The organism is Bacillus sp. BB081 (assembly GCF_008368895.1).
Classification (GTDB): domain Bacteria; phylum Bacillota; class Bacilli; order Bacillales; family Bacillaceae_G; genus Bacillus_A; species Bacillus_A wiedmannii.
The window spans coordinates 235,369-258,606 of the sequence record NZ_QOZX01000002.1; the positions used below are offsets into that span (position 1 = coordinate 235,369).

Consider the following 23,238-nt stretch of genomic DNA (forward strand, 5'->3'; position numbering starts at 1 on the left):
AAAATGAGAGCAAAGACAAAGTTAATTCATGGTATTCGCATAGGAGAACCTTCAACTGGATCTGTAAATGTACCGATTTATCAAACAAGTACGTACAAACAAGAAGCAGTTGGTAAGCATCAAGGATATGAATATTCACGTACAGGCAACCCAACACGTGCAGCTTTAGAAGAAATGATTGCAGTATTAGAAAACGGTCATGCTGGTTTTGCATTTGGTTCAGGAATGGCTGCTATTACAGCTACAATTATGTTGTTCTCAAAAGGTGACCACGTTATTTTAACAGATGATGTGTATGGTGGAACGTACCGCGTTATCACGAAAGTATTAAATCGCTTCGGTATTGAGCATACATTTGTAGATACAACAAACCTAGAGGAAGTTGTAGAAGCGATTCGTCCAAATACGAAAGCGATTTATGTGGAAACACCAACGAACCCATTACTGAAAATTACTGATATTAAGAAAATATCTACTCTTGCTAAAGAGAAAGATTTATTAACAATTATCGATAACACATTCATGACGCCATATTGGCAGTCGCCGATTACTTTAGGAGCAGACATTGTACTTCATAGTGCAACGAAATATTTAGGAGGTCATAGTGACGTAGTTGCAGGCCTAGTAGTTGTAAATAGCCCGAAATTAGCAGAAGACCTTCACTTTGTACAAAACTCAACAGGAGGCATTCTTGGCCCACAAGATAGCTTCTTACTACTTCGTGGTTTAAAAACATTAGGAATTCGAATGGAAGAGCATGAAACGAATTCACGTGCAATTGCTGAGTTTTTAAATAACCATCCAAAAGTAAATAAAGTATATTACCCAGGTCTTGCATCACATCAAAACCATGAACTAGCGACAGAACAAGCAAATGGATTTGGTGCTATTATCTCATTTGATGTAGATAGTGAAGAAACATTAAATAAAGTACTAGAGAACTTACAATACTTTACACTTGCTGAAAGTTTAGGGGCAGTAGAAAGTTTAATTTCTATCCCATCTCAAATGACACATGCATCAATCCCAGCAGATCGTCGTAAAGAGCTAGGAATTACAGATACATTAATTCGTATTTCTGTCGGTATTGAAGACGGTGAAGATTTAATTGAAGATCTAGCACAAGCGTTAGCATAATAAAAATGCACTGCTCATATAGGCAGTGCATTTTTATTACATTATTTTTGTGAAAAACTTCACAAAATAGACATACACAAATGAAATAATTTCATGTATATTAAGTTCATGAAGTGTTACTCACGAACAAACTTGTGAAATGTTTCACAAACAATGAGGTTCATGTAGGAAAGCAACTCTATTTTTTTTTGCGCTAATCGGGACTCATTATGACCTATAGGGTCTTATTTAGTCCATGATAGCAGAATAGGAGGAATTTACATGGTAGTCAAAGAGAAAGTTGTAAATGAAATGCAGGAAGTAAAAGAGATGATTGATACGTTAGTGAATAACGGTCGAAAGGCTTTACAAGCATTAGAAAGTTTTACACAAGAGCAAATTGACAACATTGTTCATGAAATGGCATTAGCAGGTGTGGATCAACATATGCCACTTGCAAAGTTGGCTGTTGAAGAAACAGGTCGTGGTGTATATGAAGATAAATGCATTAAAAATATTTTTGCTACTGAATATATTTGGCATAGCATAAAGAAAGATAAAACAGTAGGGATTATTCACGAAGATCCTCATGAAGAAATAATAGAAATTGCGGAACCTGTCGGAGTAGTAGCTGGGGTAACGCCAGTAACGAATCCAACGTCGACAACAATGTTTAAAGCATTAATCGCGATGAAAACGAGAAATCCAATTATTTTCGCATTTCATCCTTCAGCACAAAACTGTTCCATTGCAGCAGCGAAAACAGTATATGATGCAGCGGTGAAGGCCGGGGCACCAAAACATTGTATTCAGTGGATTGAAAGACCTTCTGTCGAAGCAACGAAACAATTAATGAATCATGAAGGCGTTGCGCTTGTTTTGGCAACTGGAGGAGCAGGTATGGTGAAATCAGCTTATTCTACTGGAAAACCAGCGCTAGGTGTAGGTCCTGGTAATGTACCATGCTATATAGAGAAATCAGCGCATATAAAACGAGCTGTTAATGATTTAATTTTATCAAAAACATTTGATAACGGTATGATTTGTGCATCAGAACAAGCAATCATTGTAGACAAGGAAATTTATGATGATGTGAAAAAAGAAATGATTGCAAACAATTGTTACTTTGTAACAGAAGAAGAGAGAAGAAAATTAGAAAAGCTTGTTATTAATGAAAATACATGTGCAGTAAATAGTGATATTGTAGGGAAATCAGCACAGTACATTGCCGCATTAGTTGGAATTACTGTGCCTGAAAATACAAAAATGCTTGTAGCTGAAATACAAGGTATCGGAGGAGCATATCCACTATCTCGTGAGAAACTGAGTCCAGTATTAGCTTGTGTAAAAGCAAATTCACTAGAAGAGGGACTTACATATTGCGAAGACATGTTAGACCTTGGTGGTTTAGGACATTCAGCAGTCATTCATTCTACAAATAAAGAAGTACAAAAACAATTTGGATTACGTATGAAAGCTTGCCGTCTTATTGTAAACGCCCCTTCATCACAAGGTGGAATCGGTGACATATATAATGGATTTATTCCATCACTTACGCTCGGTTGCGGCTCGTATGGGAAAAACTCAGTTTCTCAAAACGTAACAGCGACGCATTTATTAAATATAAAAAGGTTGGCAAATAGAAAAAAGAATATGCAGTGGTTCAAATTACCACCAAAAATTTATTTTGAAAAACATGCGACAGCATATTTAGCAAATATGCCTAACATTTCACGTGCATTTATTGTAACGGATCCAGGAATGGTTGAGCACGGATATGTAGATACGGTTACGCATTATTTACGTAAACATGCAAATGATGTAAAAGTCGAAGTTTTCTTTGAGGTCGAGCCAGATCCATCAGATGAAACTGTGTTTAAAGGTGCGGAAATGATGAGAAGTTTTAAGCCAGATGTAATTATCGCACTTGGTGGTGGTTCAGCTATGGATGCAGCGAAAGGGATGTGGCTTTTCTATGAGCACCCAGAAACAACATTCTATGGAATTAAACAGAAGTTTTTAGATATAAGAAAACGTACATGTAAATATCCGGAATTAGGAAGTAAGGCGCAGTTTGTTGCCATTCCAACAACATCAGGAACAGGATCAGAAGTGACACCATTTGCGGTTATTACAGATAAGAAAAATAATATAAAGTATCCGCTCGCGGATTATGAATTAACACCAGATGTAGCAATTGTTGATCCACAGTTTGTAATGACAGTACCGCCACATGTAACAGCAGACACTGGTATGGACGTATTAACGCATGCAATCGAGGCGTATGTGTCTGTTCTAGCAAATGACTATACAGATGGATTAGCATTAAAGGCCATTGATCTCGTATTTAAATATTTACCAAGAGCATTTAAAGATGGAAATGACGAAGAAGCACGAGAAAAAATGCATAATGCTTCTGCAATTGCAGGGATGGCATTTGCAAATGCTTTCTTAGGTATTAATCACAGCTTAGCACATAAAATTGGACCGGAATTTCATATTCCGCATGGGCGTGCGAATGCAATTCTTATGCCGCACGTAGTTCGCTATAATGCTATTAAGCCAAGAAAACACGCATTGTTCCCAAAATATGAGCACTTTGTGGCTGATGAACGTTATGCACATATTGCGAGAATGCTCGGGCTTCCAGCAGGCTCGACAGCAGAAGGTGTGGAATCCCTCGTCCAAGCAATTATTGAGCTTGGAAAAAGCTTAAATATAAATATGAGTATTGCAGGACAAGGAGTTGCTAAAGACCAATTTGAAGAGGTTGTTGGATTATTAGCAGAAAGAGCTTTTGAAGATCAATGTACAACAGCTAATCCGAAATTACCTCTCATTTCAGAGTTGAAAGAAATTTATATGGAAGCATATAAAGGGGAGTAATGGGTATGAAAGAGTCGCAGTAAAGCGGCTCTTTTTCATTTGGAAAACATCTCCCAGAATGGTTGTATTTACTGGTCTTTAAGTTTAATAGAATATGATACAGTGAAATAGAGGAGTGAGAATATAATGAAAGAATTACAAGGAAAAATAGAAGATTATACTCGGTTCGGACAAATCCTTCTCGCTGTAAGTACATTGTTAATGGTTGGCTTATTGATTCCGAATGGAGCAAAAGAAGCAATACAATCTTTTGTTATGATGGGGAGTACCGTTATATTTTTAAGTTTATCATTCTTTTTCTTTCAGCGTGTGAAAATGATGCGAGAACAGTTAGAGGGAAACGAATGTGAGTAATATTATGAAATAGAGCACTACGAAAAGAACGAATCTTTTTGTAGTGCTTTTTGTTTTTGTAAAAAATGTATGTGGTTTATATTGACAATGATAATCCTTATCAATTAAAGTAGAATAGTAGTTAATGATTATCATTATCAGTTAGAGGTGGAAGAATGAAAAAATCTATTACGCTATTCACAGCGATTTTATCTATTTTTTTCTTGTTAATAGGTTGCAATGCAAAGGGAGACGAAAAAGCATCTGCAACAAAAACAGAAAAAGGAAAAGAGAAAATCGAAGTTACCGACCTATCAGGAAGAAAGGTAACATTCGATAAAGTGCCAGAGAGTTTTGCAACATTAAGTATGGGGGACATGAATATTATTCATGCTTTAGGCGGAAAAATAGTAGGTCGTCCGGATGCAAAAATAACTCTTCCAGAGGATTTAAAGAAAGTACAAGTAATCGGGAATGCACATCAACCGAATTTTGAGCAAATCGCTAGTTTAAAACCGGATGTACTTATTGCTAACAATGGGTTTCAAAAGAATGTTTCAACGGTTGAAGGACAAGGAACGAAAGTAATGATTTCTTCTGCGAATTCTGTACAAGATATTCAAAAGAATATTGAACTATATGGAACGATAATGAAGAAAGAAGATAAAGCAAAAGAACTTAATCAAAAAATTAATGATCAAATGAAGACATATGAGAAAAAGAGTGATGTGAAAGCACTGTTAGTATACGGAGCACCAGGTACTTATTTAGCAGCATTACCAACATCTTTATCAGGTAATATTTTAGAAAAAACAGGCGGAAAAAATATTGCAGCTGATTTTCCGGAAATGAAGGAATATCCGCAATATGCGCAGCTAAGTGTAGAACGTATTATTGAGGCAAATCCAGATGTGATTTATTTAATTACACATGGAGATCCAAATAGCGTTAAAAAAGCATTGGAAGGCGAAATGATGAAAAATGAAGCGTGGAAAAATTTAGATGCAGTAAAACAAAATCGTGTAGTTATTTTGCCACCAGACTTATTTGGATCAAATCCTGGAACAAAAGTTACAGAAGCAATGGACTTTATGTATAAAAGTATACAAGATGTAAGGAAATGATACGTATGGAAAGTAGTGAAGTAGTAAGGGAAAAGGAACATCCTTTTGCGAAAAAAAGATGGATAATAGCAGTTACTTTAGTTGTATTAACGATTCTAGGTCTTTTTTACGGTCTTTTCGCAGGAAGCCTATCCTTTTCTTTACGAGAAATTCTAACAGGGATACAAGATGAAGGTTCGACGGTTCATCGAATTGTATGGGACCTTCGTATACCGAGAGTGCTCGTTGGATTTATAGTAGGAACATGTTTAGCAGCATCTGGTGCACTGCTGCAAGGGGTTATGAGAAATCCTCTTGCAGACCCTGGTATTATCGGGGTTTCATCTGGAGCAGGCCTTGTAGCAATTGTAATTATGATTTTATTCCCTCAGCATATGGCATTTTTACCGCTCGGGGCGTTTATAGGAGCTTTCATAACGGCGATGGTCATTTATGCTTTATCATGGCAAAAAGGGGCGCCGCCTTCAAGGATTGTCTTAGTAGGTGTATCAATCAATGCATTAATTGGTGCAGCGACGTCAGCGTTAATGTTATTACATAGTGACAAAGTACAATCGGTGTTACCCTGGTTAGCAGGTGGCATTGGTGGTGTAAGTTGGGCACATTTAAACATGATTATTTATTATGCAATATTCGCTATTATATTAGCCTTCTTTGGTATAAAGCATATTCGAGTATTAATGCTTGGAGATGAAATGGCGAAATTATTAGGTCATAACGTGGAGAGAAGCCGGTTTTATTTAATAGTAGTAAGTACACTATTAGCTGGAATTGCAGTTAGTGTTTCTGGTCTTATTGGATTTGTCGGTCTTGTTGTACCACATATGTTACGTTTATTAGTTGGAAATGACTATAAATATTTACTGCCATTATCATGCCTTGGCGGAGGGATATTACTTGTTTTCGCGGATACGATAGCTCGAAGTTGGTTCGATCCAATTGAATTGCCTGTCGGTATTTTATTATCCTTCTTAGGCGGTCCGTTCTTCTTATATTTAATTCATAGAGGGGGGAAACAGCGTGATTTCCGTTAATAAAGTGTTTTACGCACATTCTGAAAGATTTCAAATGCAAAATATGAATGTACATATTAAAGCTGGAGAGGTCGTTAGTTTAATTGGACCGAATGGATCAGGGAAATCTACTTTGCTTCATTTAATGGCAAGACTACTTAAACAAAGCGAAGGGGATATCATTTTAGATGGAAAAAGTATTCATACGATGAAAAGTGCCGATGTAGCGAAGCAATTAGCGATGTTACCACAAATGCATGATCATCAATTAGATTTAACAGTGAAAGAATTAATCGAATTTGGAAGGGGACCTCATAAATCATGGAGAGGTCGCTTAAATAAAGACGATGAAGAAATTGTTGATTGGGCATTGTCTGTTACAAATCTTGAAGGGTATGAATATCGTCTTTTACAATCTTTATCAGGAGGAGAAAGACAACGTGCCTGGATTGCAATGACGCTAGCACAACGTACAAATGTCTTATTATTAGATGAGCCAACAACCTTTTTAGATATCGTTCATCAGTTGGAAGTAATGGAACTTGTGAAACGGTTAAACGAGGAGTTTGGCATGACAATTGTAATGGTTTTACATGATATTAACCAAGCGGCTCAATATAGTGATCGTTTACTCGTATTAAAGCGAGGGCAGCTTCAGTATGACGGTATACCAGAAGAAGTGTTATGTCATGAAATGTTTCAACGTGTGTTCGGCATAGAGGTAGATATTTTTCAAGGAAGTGACAAGCCATTTTTCACACCAAAACGAATTTCTAAAAAAGGAGGAGCAAGATGCGAACAGAAGAATGTATTACCACTGAGTTAGTAAGAGAATTTGTTATGGCAGCTCACGGAGATTTAGAAAAAGTACAAGAACTGTTGGCTGAATCGCCAAGCTTACTTCATGCCTCTTACAATTGGGGCGGATCAGATTGGGAAAGTGCGTTAGGAGCGGCGGCACATGTAGGTCGTAAAGATATTGCTCTCTATTTATTAGAAAAGGGTGCTCGAATGGACATTTTCGCGGCCGCGATGCTTGGAGAATTAGAAGTTGTACAAGCTATTTTAGTAGCACAACCAGAGGCATTGTGTGCATCGGGTCCACATGGTATTTCTCTTCTTCAACATGCACGAATGGGTGGAGAAAAAGCACAGCGTGTATTTGAGTACTTAACGGCGCTCTCTTAATGACCGCAAAGGTTCTTATGTGCGGTAAACTTTTCACTTTCATATAATTGAAAAGTTTACCGCCCGTTAGAACGGGATAAGTATCTAGTATATTTGAAAATCCTACACCCCCCTCAATTGTAGTTTTCTTTATGCTAGTTATGATATGGATGCAGTAGACAATATTTGTCTACTGCCTTTTTTAGATTCTTGAGGGATTGAATATTCTGTATTTTATTCTTGGTTCATTTATAATAGATAGTAACATTTAGTATACATACAAAACATGATCGTGTAGTTAAGTACAAATTCGTGGGAAGGAGTGCAGAGATGTTTCATACAGATCGTTTACAAATTCGCAAATATACAATGGATGATTTGCAGTTCTATGCTTCGCTATGGGGAAATGAGAAGGTAATGCGCTATATTGGAAATGGGACGTTAAAAACATATATGCAATGTAAAAAAAGTTTGGAGGAGTGGGTGATTCCTAGCTATAAAAACGGTCTTGGTTTATTTGTATTGTTTGAAAAGGAAACGGGAATACGAATTGGTCATGCAGGGTTAGTAAAGCAGCAGATAGATGGAAAAGAAGAAATTGAAATTGGTTATTGGTTATTACCTCAGTATTGGGGAAAAGGGTATGCGAAAGAAGCTGCGGCAGCATTTCGAGACTATGGTTTCCAAGCGTTACGAATGAATAAATTAATTTCTCTTATTAATCCGGATCACCCCGCCTCAATCTTTGTTGCTAGAAAAACAGGGCTTAGTTATGAGAAAACAACTTCATTTCATGGGATGGACGTTCTTGTTTATTCCATTAAACGCGTTGGATGAAAAAAGGTAAATTGCATCTTTTGAAGAATGGTATATAAAAATAAAGGGGGGATTACATGTATATTTATCATAATGGCCTTATTATTCGTGAGGGAACGAATGGTGTGCCAGCATATGCAATTAAAACTTTATTCGAAGATGCTGGTTGGAGTAATGATAATATCCCTTCTTGGCAAATTGAAAAATTCACGATAGCATTTGAAAATTCAACATGGGCATTCACAATTTGGGATGAAGAAGAGATGATTGCGATGGTTAGAGTCATTTCTGATGGAATCATGATCGCGAACATAGTAAATTTAGTTGTGAAATGTGAATATAGAGGGAAGGGATTAGGTAAGAAACTTGTCGCTCTTTGTTTGCAAAAGTTGCCACATGGAGACTGGTTTGCACATACATCTGCGAGTAATTTTGATTTTTATAGAAGTTGTGGTTTTGAGGTGAGAGAGTTATCGAGAAATGGAACATGTGCGTACTACGGGTATCAAGTAGCAAAAAAAGATGGGCACCGATAAAAGTAAGATAGTGTAGAAAAAGGATCGCTATTTTAATAATATAAACTGAACTGAGACTCATTTTATGATAAAATAAAAGAAAATTCTGTTTATTAAACGGGGGATAAAAATGAATGTAAAAGTTGGGGATGTATTTAAATACGAAAGAAGATTTACTGAGGAAGAGGTTTTTGAATTTGCAAATATTACAGGAGATAAAGGTAGGCATCATATGGAATATGATGAAAAAGGACGTTTAATGGTTCATGGTTTATTAACTGCTAGTATTGGAACGAAAGTAGGAGAAGAATTACATTACATAGCAAGAGAATTAGTAAGTGAGTTTATTAGACCGGTTTTTACAGGAGATACGATCACTTGTGAATTAACTTTAACAAATATTGAACAGATGGAAGGATATAAAAAGGTTTCAATCGAGTCAGTTTATCGCAATCAACATGAAAAGACTGTACTAGTTGGGACAAGTTATGGCGTTATAAGGGGATAAAAAAGAAGCCTGATTTACAGGCTTCTTTTTTATTTAATAAACACGTTTTCGATTTTCTGCATGACTAGAGATGAGTAATAATGCAGTTTCTTCCCCTATATTACGAACGATATGAGGAACACATGCATTCCAGGAGAAAGAATCACCTTCTTCTACTATTGCAATATCTTCTCCATGTTGAACTTCTAGTTTTCCGCGTAATACAAGGTGACATTCTTCCCCTTCATGGGCATTTGGTATATTTTCTTTCGGAAACCCAGCAGGAATTTCCACGAGGTTTAGGCGGAGGCCACCTTGCTCTGCAACATGTTCAATTCTTTGTTCATCTTTTCCGTATACACTGTATTTACGCTCTACCTTTTTGACAACTTTCAACCGATCTTTTTGTTCTAATAATAAATAGGGAAGGGGAACTTTTAAAAAATTGGAGATTGTTTCTAAAGTTGAGATAGATGGTGATGTTTTATTATTTTCAACCTGACTCATAAATCCTTTAGAAAGACCTGTTCCCTCACAAATTTGTGCGATTGTTATGCCTCTACGTTGACGAATTTCACGTATTGCAGAACCAATATTCATAAAATCAAGCTCCTTTTTGTAAACAACTATTTGTATCATAGCAAAAAAAATATATTTTTTCCCAGTGAAAATGAATTGACGAATAAAAAAAATTAGTGTATGTTTTGTAATGTAAATAAAAGTTTTGTATAAGAAAACTATAAAGGAGAGAATGAAATGAATCAACATATCGGTAACTTAATTATTCGTATCGTGTTAGGGGTAACATTCTTTATGCACGGTTTAACAAAATTCCAATCGGGGATTGACAATATTGCAGGGTGGTTTACAAGCATTGGTTTACCAGGAGGTCTTGCATACGGTGTAGCAACAGCGGAAGTAGTTGGTGGTATATTGTTAATTCTAGGTTTAGGTGTAAGATATATTGGATTATTATTTGCACTTGTAATGGTTGGAGCAATTGTAAAAGTAAAATGGTCAGCTGGTTTATTAGGAGATGGAAAAAATCCTGGCTTCGAATTAGAACTTGCATTGTTAGCAATGGGTGCGTACTTATTTGTTGCGAAAGCAGACGGTTTTGTAGATAATTTCTTAAAAGAGAAAATGTCAAAGAAGAACTAAATTAAATGGGGGGCTAACAAGATGAGTTTTCAACTTCATCCCGATACAACACTTGATGTTGTTCATTTATATGTATCAAATATAAAGAAATCACTAGATTTTTATACAGAAGTACTAAGTATGAAAGTACTAAAAGAAGATGAAATGGTCGTTACATTTGGGAATGAAAATAACGAACCACTCCTTATCATTGAAGAAAAGAAAGAAGCTTTACCAAAGCAAAGAGGGAGAACGGGGTTATATCATTACGCAATTTTACTACCAAGTAGACAGGATTTAGCGAATATTCTTCGTCATCTTGTAGAAATGGTATATCCACTGCACGGCGGAGCCGACCATTACTTTAGTGAGGCCCTTTATTTAGCTGATCCAGATGGAAACGGGATTGAAATTTATCATGATCGCCAAAAAGAAGTTTGGCGTGATGAGAATGGAGAATTACCATTTGTTAGTAACCCGTTAGCTGGTGAAGAATTATTGCAGCAAGGAATTGCGTGGAATGGTTTTCCAGCTGGTACTGTGATGGGGCATATTCATTTCCATGTAGCTGATTTGGAAGAAGCGAAACGTTTCTATGTGGATGGTCTTGGTTTTGAAGTAACAATCCCAGCTCGTAATGGCGCGTTGTTCGTATCGGCAGGTGGCTATCATCACCATATCGGTTTAAATACGTGGCAAGGTGAAGGAATACCGCCGCAAATGCCAAATTCTGTTGGCTTGAAATATTTCATAATTGTACTAGCAGATGAAAAACAAAAAGAGCAAGTATGTGAAAGCTTAAAAAATATTGGCAAGATTGCTACGTACAAAGATGGAATATTACAAGCCCAGGATCCATTTGGACATTGTATCCATTTCAAAATTAAAGGAGAAGCCTAAAAAAGGCTTCTCTTTTTTTACTTTCTTATAATTGCTTTTTCGTTTTGTAAAAATAGTTCATCAAACTGCTTTGCAAGCTCAAAATCTAGTTTCGTTAAACCTTTTGCATTCCAAGATGACAAAGTAATAATGACTGCTTTATACTGGATAAGGATAAATGGATGGTGATTACGTTCTTCTGATAGTTTGGCGGCTTCAGAGACGAATTCGACTCCTTTTAAGTAGTCGGAAAACATATATTTTCGTTCAATCCATTTTTCATCTTTTATCATCCATTTATCCACCTTTAATAATTCCCCTTGAACTTCTTCTTCAGTTAATCGTAGCATCATTTTTCACATCCTTTACATGCAGTAGAGCAAGACCATTGTTAATAAGGCGTGTTACAGCTTCGTCAGTTGTGAAAGTAGAAAGTTGTTGTAATAATGCTGCTGATGTTTCGTGTCCTTTGTTATGCTCTAAAAGTAATTCTAATATTTCAAGGCGAAGCAGCCATTCTTTCGGATAAAATTTATTTAATACCTCTTGAATTGTTACTAATTGATCGACATGTGCGTCGTGTAAAATACCTCCACCTCGAATATCACGAACTGTTTGATACATACGATCCAGCTCAGTTAATGTAAGAGGTGCTGGAGTTTCCTCTGTTTCTTCATCAATTGGGAAAAATGATGCTACATCTGCTGCTCCTGGGAATACTGAAATGATTTGTGAGCCAACAGCCATATCAAATGCGCCCCATGAAGCATCAAATAATACGCGGGCGTTATAAGTAACTGTGCAATCGATAAAGGAAATAAGAGCAATTTTCTTATCATTTTTTATAATATCTGTTACTTTTCCTTTTACATGAATACCACTTGCAAAAGTAAACTCAGCAATATTTCCAATTGTAATTCCTAATGATTGTAGTTGTTCATCTGTACAATCTTCTAATGCAATATTTTCAGTGAGTAATCCAATTGGTGTTCCAAAGCCGTCACTGTGTATAGATGTAGAATGATTCGCTAGTTGTTTATTATGAATTGCTAATGCAGTTGGTGAATTTGTTCGCATGTAAATCACTTTACCTGCATCGTTTTCAATTGTCTCGCTGAATGTACCTGTAATCTGTAATCCACTAGTTAGTTCAGCAGTTGCATAGTTTTCAGAGCGAATCGCTTTTTCTAAACCTTCCTGTCCACCTGTTTTAAAGGCCATCGTTTCAGCAAATGCCTCAAGTGCTTCAGTCAGTTCTTCAAATGATTCACAAACAAATAGTTGTGGTTGCATTTTTGTTACGTCATAAGTTGTACCTGTACATGCCTCGATAGAGAATGGAACCTTTTCTACAGCGTCTGTTAAGCAATGTTTGCTTTCGCCAACAGAAGAAAGGAGACCAGCACCATATATTTTTGGAGCATCTATATTTCCGATTAACCCATATTCTACTGTCCACCAGAAAAGACGTGAAATTTGTTCAGCTTCTGATAAACCAGAAACTAATTTTTGTTTTTCAATTACAGTATTTTCAGCAGCGGCAACTTCGTCAGGAGTAGAAGTAGGGCTTTCTTTTACGATTGTTAATGTACGAACAGCTTCAAAAGCATCATGTTCTTCTTTTGTAGAGAAAGCTTTCGCACCAATTTGTCCAAAGCGTTTCACATACTTCGCATATGTAGGATCCAGTAAAATAGGTGCGTGTCCTGCTGCTTCGTGTACGATATCTGGGGCTGGTGTATACTCGATATTTTCTACTTTGCGAATATCTGTTGCGATTGGTAGTAATCCGTGTCCTTGGAAATCAAAGAATGCTACGCCGGGAATAAGTCCATCAATTGTTACAGCTCCCCATCCGCTTGGTGCTAAACAGTCATTCATTTCTTCTACCTTTGGAATTGCATCTATATTTATACCAGATGATTGTAGTCCGTTCACATAGGCTGGATGAGCAACGTCTTTTAAGAAACTATGATTTTGTCTCATAATGTAACGCCAAACAGCGTGATTCACCGGTGTATATTGATCATAATGCTGCGTGGATACGAATGGTTTTAAATGCGATGGAATTTCTGTTTTCTTTGTCATTTAGACATCCTCCTTGTTTTCTATAAAATTGAATATTGGTTGGGTATAGCTGGAACCACCACCTTTCAAAATTGTAAGCGCTTATAAAATTTTATCATAAGATTCGGAATTATTTAACATTTGTTTCTGTGAGAAATAGAAAAAGCCCCTATCGGAAAATCCGATAGGGGCGAAAGAATCGCGGTACCACCCTATTTGTAAGTGAAAACATACTTACATCTCAATTAATGATAACGGAAAAACTCCGTCTTTTCCTTCATGCGTACAAGCACTACGAAAAAGAAGCTCCAGAATTGTAATTCATACTTATATATGTGCTAATTTCCACCGACCATTAGCTCTCTGTAACAGGGATATAAGATATTACTGCGATTCTTTCAACGCGTATATATGAAATTGTGCAAAGGGACGGACGCAAAAAAGCCCCTATCGGAAAATCCGATAGGGACGATAAAAATCGCGGTACCACCCTAATTGTAAACAGAAAAATTGTTTACCACTCACTTTAAGATAACGGAAAGATCCGTCTTTCTCTTCATGCATTATGTGCACTACGGGAAAGAAGCTCCAGAATTGTAATTCACGCTTGTATATGTACTGATTCGCACCAACCATCAGTTCTCTGAGACAGGGATATAAGTCGCTACTAGTATTCCTTCAAAGCCGATATATAATTCGTTCAACTAAACTATGTTTCGTATTATAAAACTATTTTTAAAAGATTGTCAACAATAATTTTATTCCGCTATTTGTGGGCAGTAAAACTCCTGCTTCAAAATTCGGCCGGAGCAAAGAAGTTAGATGGAAGCTTTACTGTCCGTAAACGTCCGATTGGTGAGGGCTGATTAAAGTTTTACTTTATTTCACTTCTAAGTCAACATTTAAATTAGATGTATTTCCAGCTGCATCAGTTGCTACAATATGAATAGTATTTTTTCCTTGTTGTAATTGGTTACGATCGAAATAAATATCATAACTTTTCTCCCAAGGATTCAGGAACGCACTTTCCCACATACCATTTCCATTAATTTCATATTGCATTCTCACTGGAATACCAGGTGCAACCCAACCAGATTCTGTCATCCAATCTAGTAGAATATCGTCAACTTTTCCTCTAATTACGAGATTTTCTTGATCAACTTCATGTGTTAATTTCGGTGCAGTTCGGTCAATAAATACAGCCGCTGTTTGTTTCGTTTCTCCGCCTGAATTAGAAGCAACAGCTTCAATTTGATATAGACCATCCGCTAGTGGGGATCCATCTATTTTTGTACCATTCCATTTGAAAGGTTTATAACCTGCTGTTTCATTTTTTCCTTGATAAATCATTCCTTGGTATGTCACACGTTCTTTTGTAACTAAGTTAGCGTGTAACGTTACATCTTCGACTGGAGCAACTAAATAGTAGTTGATGAGATTATCATCTAATATGTTATCGCCGTTTGGACTAAAAGTAGAATTAATAATTTCGAGACCGTCGATACGTTTATAATCTTTAGGGTCGATACTAAATGTAAATGGAATACGCATTTCTTCAGTTTTCCCTTGCTCTTTTACATACAGATTCCCTGTATATACGCCTTGCGGTAAGGAACTATCTACAGTAATAGTAAAAGGTTTTTCAATATTACTATTCGGTTTCATACTAATAGAAGAAGGGAAAGAAGTTTGGATTTTTGTTTTTGTATCTAGTAATTCAATACGAGTGGAAAAGTTTTTCTTTTTGTTAGAAAGATTTTGTAACGTAATATTTTGTGTTAGTTTCACTTTGCCGCTATTCGGTTTAATAAGACCGAAGCTTACGTTGTTCGGTTTCACTAACGCATCCGCTTGAGCTGCTTTCGGAATGTTAATTAAACCTGATCCTTGTGCCATGACAGGATATGTATTTTCATTGACATCCTTTAATGTTTTTGCAGTGTTGGCAAGAGCAGATTTCAATTGTTCTGTCGTCCAATCAGGATGCATTTGACGTAGTAAGGCAACTGCTCCTGCTACTTGTGGCGCAGCCATACTTGTTCCGTTGTGGGATTCATAGCCACCCCTTGGTACCGTACTAGTAATTTGTACGCCAGGTGCAACAACATCAGGTTTTATGAGCCAACTTCCTTGTGATGGTCCTCTTGAGCTGAAGTTACCAATCAGTTCGGTTTTGTTCGGTTGTCCAATCTTTATATTTTTCTTTCTTTTTGTAATTAAATTTTTTAATTCTTCGCCATTTGTATTTGATAGTTGCATAACTGGAAGAGCTATCTCTTCACGGCCAAAATATTCAGGCATAATATTAATTTCTTTTTCATTAGAAATTAGTAGCACCCCGATAGCTCCAGCTTGTTTCGCTTGTTCTGCCTTTACTAACGTGCTTGAAGTTCCTTGTAAAACAAGGGCGAACTTCCCTTTCACATCTTGTTTAGCGTAATCGCTTGAATTACCGTAGCCAACATAGACAAGCTGAGCATCGTTTCCTACTTGGAAATCTGCTTTTGATAACGGTAATCCTTGGTAAGATTTATTAGAACCAGCTATTTGGAATGTTGGGAATGGGATAGAAACAGTCGATGCACCAACAGAGATGACACTACTTGCGTTACCAGGAGCATCAACAGACCAAGGTTTTGGTCCATCATTTCCATTTGAAACAACTGCAGTAACACCAAGTTTTGCTGCGCGTTCTAACGTCATTGTTACAGGTTGATCAGGGACATTCAAATCTTGACCGAGAGATAAATTTAAAACGTCAGCACCATCTTGAATAGCGCGCTCAATACCTTGAATAATATCATCGGTCGTACCAGTTCCACCATCGTTCATGACACGGTAAGCAAGTATAGAAGCATTCGGAGCAACGCCTTTAATTTTTCCGTTACCAGCAATAATACCAGCTACATGAGTACCGTGTACGTTACCATCCATCGGATCGTTATCCTCATCGACTGTATCGTATCCACCGATATAGTTTGCTTGTAAGTCGGGGTGTGTATAGTCTACGCCAGAATCAATAATAGCGACTTTCATACCTTTTCCATCAAGCGGTTTGCCAGATGGATCTTTTAAATTCCATGCTTCAGGTGCACCGATTGTCGGTCCGCCAATATTTGGTGCTTCTTCTTTAGTAGCGCTTTTTGCTGTTTCATGCAATTTATATGTTAAGTTCGGATAAACAGCTTTTACTTCGGGTAAAGAAGCTAAAGCAGCAACTTGATCTCCTGGGATAGAAATAGAGAATCCAGAAAATAACGTGCTATACGTTTCTTTTATCTTTGCTTTTGGTGCTTTTTCTTTAATTTTCTTTGTTGTATCCTCTTGCGCCTTTTTTAGTTGTGCATGGTATGATTGCACATTTCCATTTTTTAAATCTGGAGCATGCTGAATGTTACTTTGTGAAGCGAGCGGAGCATGATGCAATTCTACAATGACTGAAATTTCTTTTGATGTTTTTGTTTCAACATTTTGCGCGATTTTGTTTTCTCCCCATTGCTCAATATTCGCTTTTAACTGTGGACTAAATTGCTTCTCCTTTTGCAACGATTCAGCATGCGCGCTTAAAGCTCCAAAACTAGAAAAGACAAGCGCCATACTTAATAGTGCAGATGTAGTTTTTTTCATTGAAACTCCCCCTAATAAAAAGTGCCAATATTCAGAAAAGTTATCTTACATTTTTGTTCTGAAATATAAAATCGAATGTTGGCTAAACTATACTTTCGACATAATTCATACCAATCCTCTTTGAATTAAAAAAATTTCGGGAAATTTTTTGGGATTATGTCGAATGGCTCATACACAGTGGGGGAAGCCCATCCTCCACTGTGCATAAATCCACAACAATTGTGCAGTAACTGCCAATCAATGCGGAGTGAAATTCGCATATAGTAAGTGGAATATGAGGAATGCTATAAGAAAATGGAGGGACGTATGAAAAAAATTATCGTGAGTAGTAGTGTGGTTTTGTTTATTTTTTTATCTTCAATGTTTAGTACTCGTGCGGAACATAATGGGGTGAAGGTTGCTTTTATTCGTCATCATGATCTTTGGGTTAAAATTGATGGAAAAGAAAAACAAATAACAAAAGGCGAGTACATAACAGGGCCGAAATGGTCTCATGATGGAGAATGGATTTCTTATGCTAAAGGAAAGAAGCAAAACACCTTGGAGTTGTACCGACTGGAAGATGGAAAAAAAGTTAGGCCATTGCAATCTGAGGTATCGAATTATCAATGGTCACCGAAAGAGAATATAATTGCATTTGTATTTGCAAATACATTAAATACGTTTGATGTCAAAAATAAGAATACAGATTTTGAAAATGTGTCAGCTGGTGTAGGTGATTATGCATGGTACCCGGATGGAAAGAAGTTTTTTGTATCCTCTGAAGCACACTTACTTCCAACAGGATGGACAGGAGCTCAGCTATATGAAGTGCAAAAAGATGCACATATGAATCCTCACAAAATGAAGCATTTGTATGCACTACCAAATGAACATGATGATTTTCTAGCGCTAGTTGCAAGTGGGTTTGAGTGGTCACCGGATCAAAGGTGGATTTCATTTTTAGCGGTACCGACAGCTTCGTGGTCAGCTGATAGTAATACGCTTTGCTTAGTTCGAGCCGATGGCAGTCGCTTTGAAAAGGTAGATCAAATGTTATTAAACACACAATGGTTCAAATGGGCGCCATCCAAGAATATTTTAGCTTACATTGAAGGAAGCGGAAGAGTTGCGTTAGAGAATAAACATTTAAAAGTAAAAGAGCTGCCGGCACTTCAGCAGAACACCTTTACGCCGAAAGGATATGTCGATTGGGATTTTGTATGGAAGAACGATAAAGTAATGATCGTTTCACGAGCAAAAGAGGCAGGGATAGAAACTCCGCCAGAAAAAAGGCCACTGCCATCCTTATATGAGATCGATAGTACAAGCGACGAACAACATCAAATCACAAAGCCACCCCATAAGCAAGGTGACTATCATCCCATCTTTATGAAGAAGAACAATCAATTAATATGGATACGTTCAGACCGTAAGAAAGCCAATGTATGGCTTTCCAGTAGTGATGGAAAACAGGAAAAGAAGTGGATTGAAAATATAGATGTACCAGAATGGTATTATGAGAAATGGAACTGGGAAAATGTCATCTCGGTAAAATAACAATAAAAAACCTGCCTAAAAGATAATTTTAGGCAGGTTTTTTATTGTTATTTATGTGTTTTATTTGGCTTTTTTTTCGCGGGGTTTTCGTTTCCCTGACGCTTTCTATTTTGTTCATCTTTTGCTTGTTTTTCATGTAGTGTATCTAAAAAGTCATTCGAGTTACTCATTTTTATATCGCTCCTTTCATTTCGTCCTAATTACTATAACCATTTAGGAGGATAATCATGAGATAAAAGTTAAGCGCTTAATTTTCTTCGATAGTATACGTAAAATATGCCATACGTAATAAATAGCATAAGTAAAACTTGTAACTCTACATTTTCTTTTAAAATAGTTGCGACAGAAGATGGTAAGTAAGGTGATGTATTACTCGTTCCTAAACCTAACCATTTGTTTAAGAGGTTAATGATACAAAACATGAAAACACCAGACCAGCTTGCAATAATTGCTTTCTGTTTAATTTTTGTTTCACGTTCATCATCTGTAATCCAAGGATTAGCGGTTTTATCACTATTAAAAAATCCATTTATGTATCCCCATATGATCATTCCGATAAAGGCGATAATCCATTTCATATTTGTGATTCCCCTCTCTCTTGTAAAAAGTATTTTACATATTATAATTGTAATGTTTTTCAATTAATTGTGTCAAATGTTTTTTACATACCAGTTTTTCATATAGCAGGAATAAAGAATGAGGTAGGGAAGAAATATGTAAGAGTATTTCATAGAGAGAGGAGGCTGGATATGAAGCTTGTCTTTGTTCGGCACGGAGAAGGTGAACATACAAAGGATTTGCCGTCAAGTTTACAAGTGCTTCATCCGCCGTTAACGGATGAGGGAAAGAATCAGGCTAAATTACTTCAATGCAATGTGCCATTACAAGAAACGGATATATTAATTGTTAGTCCTACACGTAGAACTTTACAAACAGCGGCAATATGGAGTGCGAAAGTAGCTTGTCAAAAAATCGTCCACCCATATGTATCCCCACGTATTTTTCCTTATCGAGAAGGAGCGAAAACATTACCATGTGATGACATAGTAGATCAGGAAATGATAGCAAATTTATTTCCACATTTTTCGATAGAGAAAAGTACAAATAAGCAGTTATGGACGGAAGGTATAAATACTATTTCAGAGAATCGTTTTCAGCAAATAGTAGATGAATTTCTTCTTTGGTGCTATGAGCTAGGCGCTGAAAGAATTTGCATTGTATCTCACGACGGGACAATTACAGCGTATAGGCAATATGTACAGAAAGTCGTTTTAACTAGATCTGATTTTTTGCAAGAAACGGGTATATATGAAATGGATGTATCTTTTAAAAGTCTGATTGATGAGATCTAATGATAGGATGGAGGGTGTATGTTGAATGTTGCATTAGTAGTTGGTTTTAATTCGGATTTAGAGGCGCAATCAATCCGAGCATTGCTTGAATATTTTGGGGCAAAAGTTGTAACATACTGGATTGGTAGACCGAGAGAGTTCATTAATATTCTTTCTGGAAAGGGTTTATATAATGATATCAATTATGTTATTTTTTGCTTTCATGGTGAGGAAGGAAAGTTTGTCATGGAAGAGTTAGGTGAAGGTATATATGAACAAGATGAACCGAGGGGATACTTTGGTGCAGCAGAAATTTATAAATATGCAAAATTGCATAATACACATATTGTAAATAGCGGGTGTACGTTAGGGGAGCAAAATCTAGCAGAATCTTTTTTACGCAGTGGGGCGAAATCGTATATTGGATCGATAGATTATGTAGATGGAAATGCAGCACTTATGTTTACTATACGCTTATTTTACGGGGTTATTAACCATGAAAAAACGTTAGAAGAAGCGTTTCAAGAAGCGAGGTTAATTGATGAGGAGACACATACATTTCGATTCTATAACTAGTGTGAAACATGTTTATTCTATATTCGAATAAACGTGTTTCACATTTAACTCACATTTTTTTTGCATTTTTTCAATGAAAATGATTATCACCTATGGTATGATATGTTCAAGTTTTTACAGGTAATAGAAGTTACTATATATTAGTATTTAATGTTTTTTATGTATGTCACAAATTATTCATGATTAACATTTTAAAAATAAGTAACTAATGATATTATATTATCTGTAACTAACTTAATTACAACTTTAGGAGGAAGATATGGTTATTCAATTTTTAAGAGAAAACAAAGCAGTTTCTTTTGTATTGGCAGTAATTCGAGTGTATCTTGGTTACACATGGTTAACGGCTGGAATCGGTAAACTACAAGGAAAAGGATTCGATGCAACAGGTTATTTACAAGGTGCAATTGAAAAATCTAAAGGAGCACAACCGGCTGTTCAATCTTGGTGGGCATCATTTTTACAAGATTTCGCAATTCCAAACGTTGATCTATTTAATACACTTGTAACGTGGGGAGAAATTTTAGTCGGAATTGGTTTAATTGTAGGCTGTTTAACAAAAACAGCGGTCTTTTTCGGTCTTGTAATGAACTTTTCCTATATGTTTAGTGGGTCAATTGGTGTAAATCCTGAAATGGTTATTCTATCAATGTTCGTTCTAGTCTCTGGTATGAATGCTGGTAAATTTGGAATAGATGGTTTCGTTATTCCGAAAGTATTAGGATTAAAAACTCAAAAGCGCCAAAAGCAAGCTGCTTAATATATGAAAGCGGGTATCTCAAAATGAGATACCCGCTTATGTTATTTTTCAACTTTTATTGGATTGTTCTTAAAGAATTCTTTTACATAACCTACAAATTCTTGTGGTTCTTGACGAAATGGTGCATGATAACCTTTTTCGATAATATGGAAAGTACTATTTTTTAAGAATTGATGATACGTTTCTCCTTCTTTCCAAGAAACGCTACTATCATTTCTTCCCCATATAATTAAGGTTGGTTGTTTAATTTCATTTGCATTGATTTGAAGACGTCTAGGCCATAATTTCATTTTATTGTAATGCTCTTCATCATTACGCTTGGATTTAACTTTGTTTTCATCATAATCTGCAATAGTAGAAACAGTATTTAAATCAGTCGACAACTGTGGTTTTGGTGAACCTTGTTTATTAACAAATGTATGAGGACCTCCTGTAGCATCAGTTAAAATAAGGTGGGTAACGGCTTCAGGATATAAATAGGTTAAATTAAGAGAAATTTCTCCGCCCATTGAGTGTCCTAGTATTGCAAACGAATCATAACCTAGTTTTTTCATTAATTTATAATACAAATTTGCATGGGTGGGGAAAGAATAATAAAAATCCATCGGCTTAGATGAGCGCCCGAATCCTAAAGCATCTACAGAAATAATTGTATGATCTTTTGCTAAGTCTGAGTAAATCTTTTGAAAACCATCTGACGATCCTCCAAATCCATGGATCATAAGTAAAGGTGGTTTTTCATTACCAATCTTTTTAAAGTAAATGGTTTGACCATCTATTTCTACCATTTTTTCCTCGGTAGCTAGTTTCGCTGTAAGTGTATTTTTCACTTGTTTTACTTGCTCTACTGGTTTTTCTGCTGCACTACATCCTACTAATAGTGTAAGAGTAAGACAACCTACCATAAAATAGCTAAATCGCTTCAATTAGGTGTCCCCTTTCTAACATAACGCTGTGTCTATCATAGCAAATAGCATATTACGATTTCCAGGAATTTGGCTACCATTTTTCATCATAAGAGGTGAAAGAAGCGTTTCTTGGAAATTTTCTGTTTGAAGAAATTTACGAAATGAAAATTGTGAATGTGGGACATCAATCCTTACTGTGCCACTCCAACACTCGCAGATTTTCTTGAATAATTGAATAGCATCCTTCTCTTGCTTTGCGATAAGTGGATTGACGCATAATATATTTCCTTTTTGTATACATAAGGAAAAAGCTTCTATACAGTTATTTCTCTCAATTTTAAAAGAGTGGCTAGTTCTTGGGAATAGCGATGAGTAAAGTAAGGAACGATTAGCACCAGTTGTAATTTGATCGAGAGAAATAAGTGAGACAAGATCTTGTTCTTTCACTTGTTGCGTATGAGTAATATGTGTTTTAGTAGTTTGTTTCTCAAAACGATGAATCGTTGTTACTGTTTTAAATCCGCATGATGTATAAAGAGGCTCGCCAGCTTTTGTTGCAAGAAGTGCAATTGGTTGTTTTGGGAGAGTGTGTTCTAAGCAACGATTTAGCAAAATACGCCCGATGCCTCGGCCTTGAAAATTAGGATGAACGATTAACATGCCAATAGTAGAAAAACTATCTTTAAAAGGAAATACTCCTCCAGCTGCAATCAGTTTATTTTCATGCATATAACCAATAAGTGTGCCGAGAGAAAGATACATTTCGAATTGCTTTTTCATAAATGCTTTATCTTGTAACCATCCAATAGCTTTGCAAAGGTCGAGTAAATCAAAAATAAAAGATTCATCTAGCTTTATTGTTTTCATAAATACTCCCCACATTTCTATTAATTTTCATAAAAGTAGATTGAAAATGTTAAATAAGAGATTTACATTAAATGAAATCCAACTTGT

General features: G+C 36.3%; 24 protein-coding genes and 2 other annotated features. Of the genes, 16 read left to right on the forward strand and 8 right to left on the reverse strand.

All coding sequences use genetic code 11. The annotated features are described in order from the left end of the window. Positions 1–3: 3 nt before the first annotated feature. From DN394_RS01270 to DN394_RS01320, 10 genes are all read left to right on the forward strand, one after another. Positions 4–1,137 carry a bifunctional cystathionine gamma-lyase/homocysteine desulfhydrase gene (locus DN394_RS01270; protein ID WP_001201924.1) on the forward strand — a complete coding sequence of 378 codons (1,134 nt, stop codon included), beginning with the start codon at positions 4–6 and terminating at the stop codon, positions 1,135–1,137. Positions 1,138–1,398: 261 nt separating this feature from the next. Next, positions 1,399–4,002 (forward strand): bifunctional acetaldehyde-CoA/alcohol dehydrogenase, encoded by a 2,604-nt coding sequence (gene adhE / locus DN394_RS01275; RefSeq protein WP_046956312.1) that lies wholly within the window; start codon positions 1,399–1,401, stop codon positions 4,000–4,002. Between the two features lie 126 nt (positions 4,003–4,128). Then, a complete protein-coding gene (locus DN394_RS01280) occupies positions 4,129–4,356 on the forward strand; it encodes a YrhC family protein (RefSeq protein WP_000661457.1) in 228 nt (75 codons plus the stop codon). Positions 4,357–4,511: 155 nt separating this feature from the next. Then, positions 4,512–5,459 carry an ABC transporter substrate-binding protein gene (locus DN394_RS01290; RefSeq protein WP_149293549.1) on the forward strand — a complete coding sequence of 316 codons (948 nt, stop codon included), beginning with the start codon at positions 4,512–4,514 and terminating at the stop codon, positions 5,457–5,459. 5 nt (positions 5,460–5,464) lie between these two features. Then, a complete protein-coding gene (locus DN394_RS01295; RefSeq protein WP_149293562.1) occupies positions 5,465–6,493 on the forward strand; it encodes a FecCD family ABC transporter permease in 1,029 nt (342 codons plus the stop codon). Next, entirely contained in the window at positions 6,480–7,298 is an 819-nt protein-coding gene (locus DN394_RS01300) for an ABC transporter ATP-binding protein (RefSeq protein WP_098705319.1), read from the forward strand. The genes DN394_RS01295 and DN394_RS01300 overlap by 14 nt, the downstream gene beginning before the upstream one ends. Then, positions 7,265–7,660: an ankyrin repeat domain-containing protein gene (locus DN394_RS01305; protein ID WP_137052623.1), complete on the forward strand. Its 396-nt coding sequence runs from the start codon at positions 7,265–7,267 to the stop codon at positions 7,658–7,660. Before DN394_RS01300 ends, DN394_RS01305 begins: the two co-directional genes overlap by 34 nt. Positions 7,661–7,897: 237 nt before the next feature. Further along, positions 7,898–8,476 (forward strand): GNAT family N-acetyltransferase, encoded by a 579-nt coding sequence (locus DN394_RS01310; protein WP_252195190.1) that lies wholly within the window; start codon positions 7,898–7,900, stop codon positions 8,474–8,476. A 56-nt stretch (positions 8,477–8,532) separates the two neighbouring features. Beyond that, on the forward strand, positions 8,533–8,991 hold the full coding sequence (locus tag DN394_RS01315) for a GNAT family N-acetyltransferase (protein ID WP_000276112.1): 459 nt from the start codon (positions 8,533–8,535) through the stop codon (positions 8,989–8,991). Positions 8,992–9,100: 109 nt separating this feature from the next. Continuing rightward, a complete protein-coding gene (locus DN394_RS01320) occupies positions 9,101–9,478 on the forward strand; it encodes a hotdog family protein (protein ID WP_001101451.1) in 378 nt (125 codons plus the stop codon). A gap of 33 nt (positions 9,479–9,511) precedes the next feature. Here the strand turns inward: DN394_RS01320 and DN394_RS01325 are convergent, their stop codons facing one another. Continuing rightward, a complete protein-coding gene (locus DN394_RS01325; protein WP_098208640.1) occupies positions 9,512–10,057 on the reverse strand; it encodes a helix-turn-helix domain-containing protein in 546 nt (181 codons plus the stop codon). A 156-nt stretch (positions 10,058–10,213) separates the two neighbouring features. Between DN394_RS01325 and DN394_RS01330 the strand changes: the two genes are divergently transcribed. Further along, positions 10,214–10,618 carry a DoxX family protein gene (locus DN394_RS01330; protein WP_001071550.1) on the forward strand — a complete coding sequence of 135 codons (405 nt, stop codon included), beginning with the start codon at positions 10,214–10,216 and terminating at the stop codon, positions 10,616–10,618. A gap of 21 nt (positions 10,619–10,639) precedes the next feature. Continuing rightward, complete coding sequence (locus DN394_RS01335; protein WP_149293551.1) at positions 10,640–11,497, forward strand: VOC family protein; 858 nt, start codon at positions 10,640–10,642, stop codon at positions 11,495–11,497. A 17-nt stretch (positions 11,498–11,514) separates the two neighbouring features. On the opposite strand, the gene DN394_RS01340 is transcribed toward DN394_RS01335, so the two are convergent. The 3 genes from DN394_RS01340 to DN394_RS01350 form a co-directional block, all read right to left on the reverse strand. Then, on the reverse strand, positions 11,515–11,829 hold the full coding sequence (locus tag DN394_RS01340) for a 4a-hydroxytetrahydrobiopterin dehydratase (RefSeq protein WP_046957588.1): 315 nt from the start codon (positions 11,827–11,829) through the stop codon (positions 11,515–11,517). After that, the gene (locus DN394_RS01345) at positions 11,810–13,564 is read right to left on the reverse strand and encodes an aromatic amino acid hydroxylase (RefSeq protein WP_149293552.1); all 1,755 of its coding nucleotides are present in this window, start codon (positions 13,562–13,564) and stop codon (positions 11,810–11,812) included. The genes DN394_RS01340 and DN394_RS01345 overlap by 20 nt, the downstream gene beginning before the upstream one ends. A gap of 162 nt (positions 13,565–13,726) precedes the next feature. Further along, positions 13,727–13,954: a binding site (T-box leader), on the reverse strand. A gap of 50 nt (positions 13,955–14,004) precedes the next feature. After that, positions 14,005–14,234: a binding site (T-box leader), on the reverse strand. Positions 14,235–14,422: 188 nt separating this feature from the next. Further along, positions 14,423–17,170, reverse strand: coding sequence for a S8 family serine peptidase (locus tag DN394_RS01350; protein WP_149293553.1), 2,748 nt, complete (start codon positions 17,168–17,170; stop codon positions 14,423–14,425). A gap of 306 nt (positions 17,171–17,476) precedes the next feature. On the opposite strand from DN394_RS01350, the gene DN394_RS01355 reads away from it, so the two are divergent. Next, complete coding sequence (locus DN394_RS01355) at positions 17,477–18,709, forward strand: TolB family protein (protein WP_149293554.1); 1,233 nt, start codon at positions 17,477–17,479, stop codon at positions 18,707–18,709. A gap of 47 nt (positions 18,710–18,756) precedes the next feature. Here the strand turns inward: DN394_RS01355 and DN394_RS01360 are convergent, their stop codons facing one another. Together DN394_RS01360 and DN394_RS01365 are read right to left on the reverse strand one after the other, a co-directional pair. Further along, the gene (locus DN394_RS01360) at positions 18,757–18,879 is read right to left on the reverse strand and encodes a DUF4023 domain-containing protein (RefSeq protein WP_098085143.1); all 123 of its coding nucleotides are present in this window, start codon (positions 18,877–18,879) and stop codon (positions 18,757–18,759) included. 69 nt (positions 18,880–18,948) lie between these two features. After that, positions 18,949–19,287, reverse strand: coding sequence for a hypothetical protein (locus DN394_RS01365; protein ID WP_000871130.1), 339 nt, complete (start codon positions 19,285–19,287; stop codon positions 18,949–18,951). Between the two features lie 171 nt (positions 19,288–19,458). Here DN394_RS01365 and DN394_RS01370 point away from each other — a divergent pair, with 171 nt between their 5' ends. The 3 genes from DN394_RS01370 (at position 19,459) to DN394_RS01380 (ending at position 21,376) form a co-directional block, all read left to right on the forward strand. After that, the gene (locus DN394_RS01370) at positions 19,459–20,061 is read left to right on the forward strand and encodes a histidine phosphatase family protein (RefSeq protein ID WP_046957584.1); all 603 of its coding nucleotides are present in this window, start codon (positions 19,459–19,461) and stop codon (positions 20,059–20,061) included. Between the two features lie 18 nt (positions 20,062–20,079). Beyond that, positions 20,080–20,616 (forward strand): delta-aminolevulinic acid dehydratase, encoded by a 537-nt coding sequence (locus DN394_RS01375; RefSeq protein WP_149293555.1) that lies wholly within the window; start codon positions 20,080–20,082, stop codon positions 20,614–20,616. Between the two features lie 259 nt (positions 20,617–20,875). After that, positions 20,876–21,376 carry a DoxX family protein gene (locus DN394_RS01380; protein WP_098085140.1) on the forward strand — a complete coding sequence of 167 codons (501 nt, stop codon included), beginning with the start codon at positions 20,876–20,878 and terminating at the stop codon, positions 21,374–21,376. 41 nt (positions 21,377–21,417) lie between these two features. Here DN394_RS01380 and DN394_RS01385 read toward each other — a convergent pair whose 3' ends face one another. Beyond that, positions 21,418–22,302, reverse strand: coding sequence for an alpha/beta fold hydrolase (locus tag DN394_RS01385; RefSeq protein ID WP_046957582.1), 885 nt, complete (start codon positions 22,300–22,302; stop codon positions 21,418–21,420). Positions 22,303–22,317: 15 nt separating this feature from the next. After that, a complete protein-coding gene (locus DN394_RS01390) occupies positions 22,318–23,151 on the reverse strand; it encodes a GNAT family N-acetyltransferase (protein WP_098085139.1) in 834 nt (277 codons plus the stop codon). Positions 23,152–23,238: the final 87 nt, after the last annotated feature.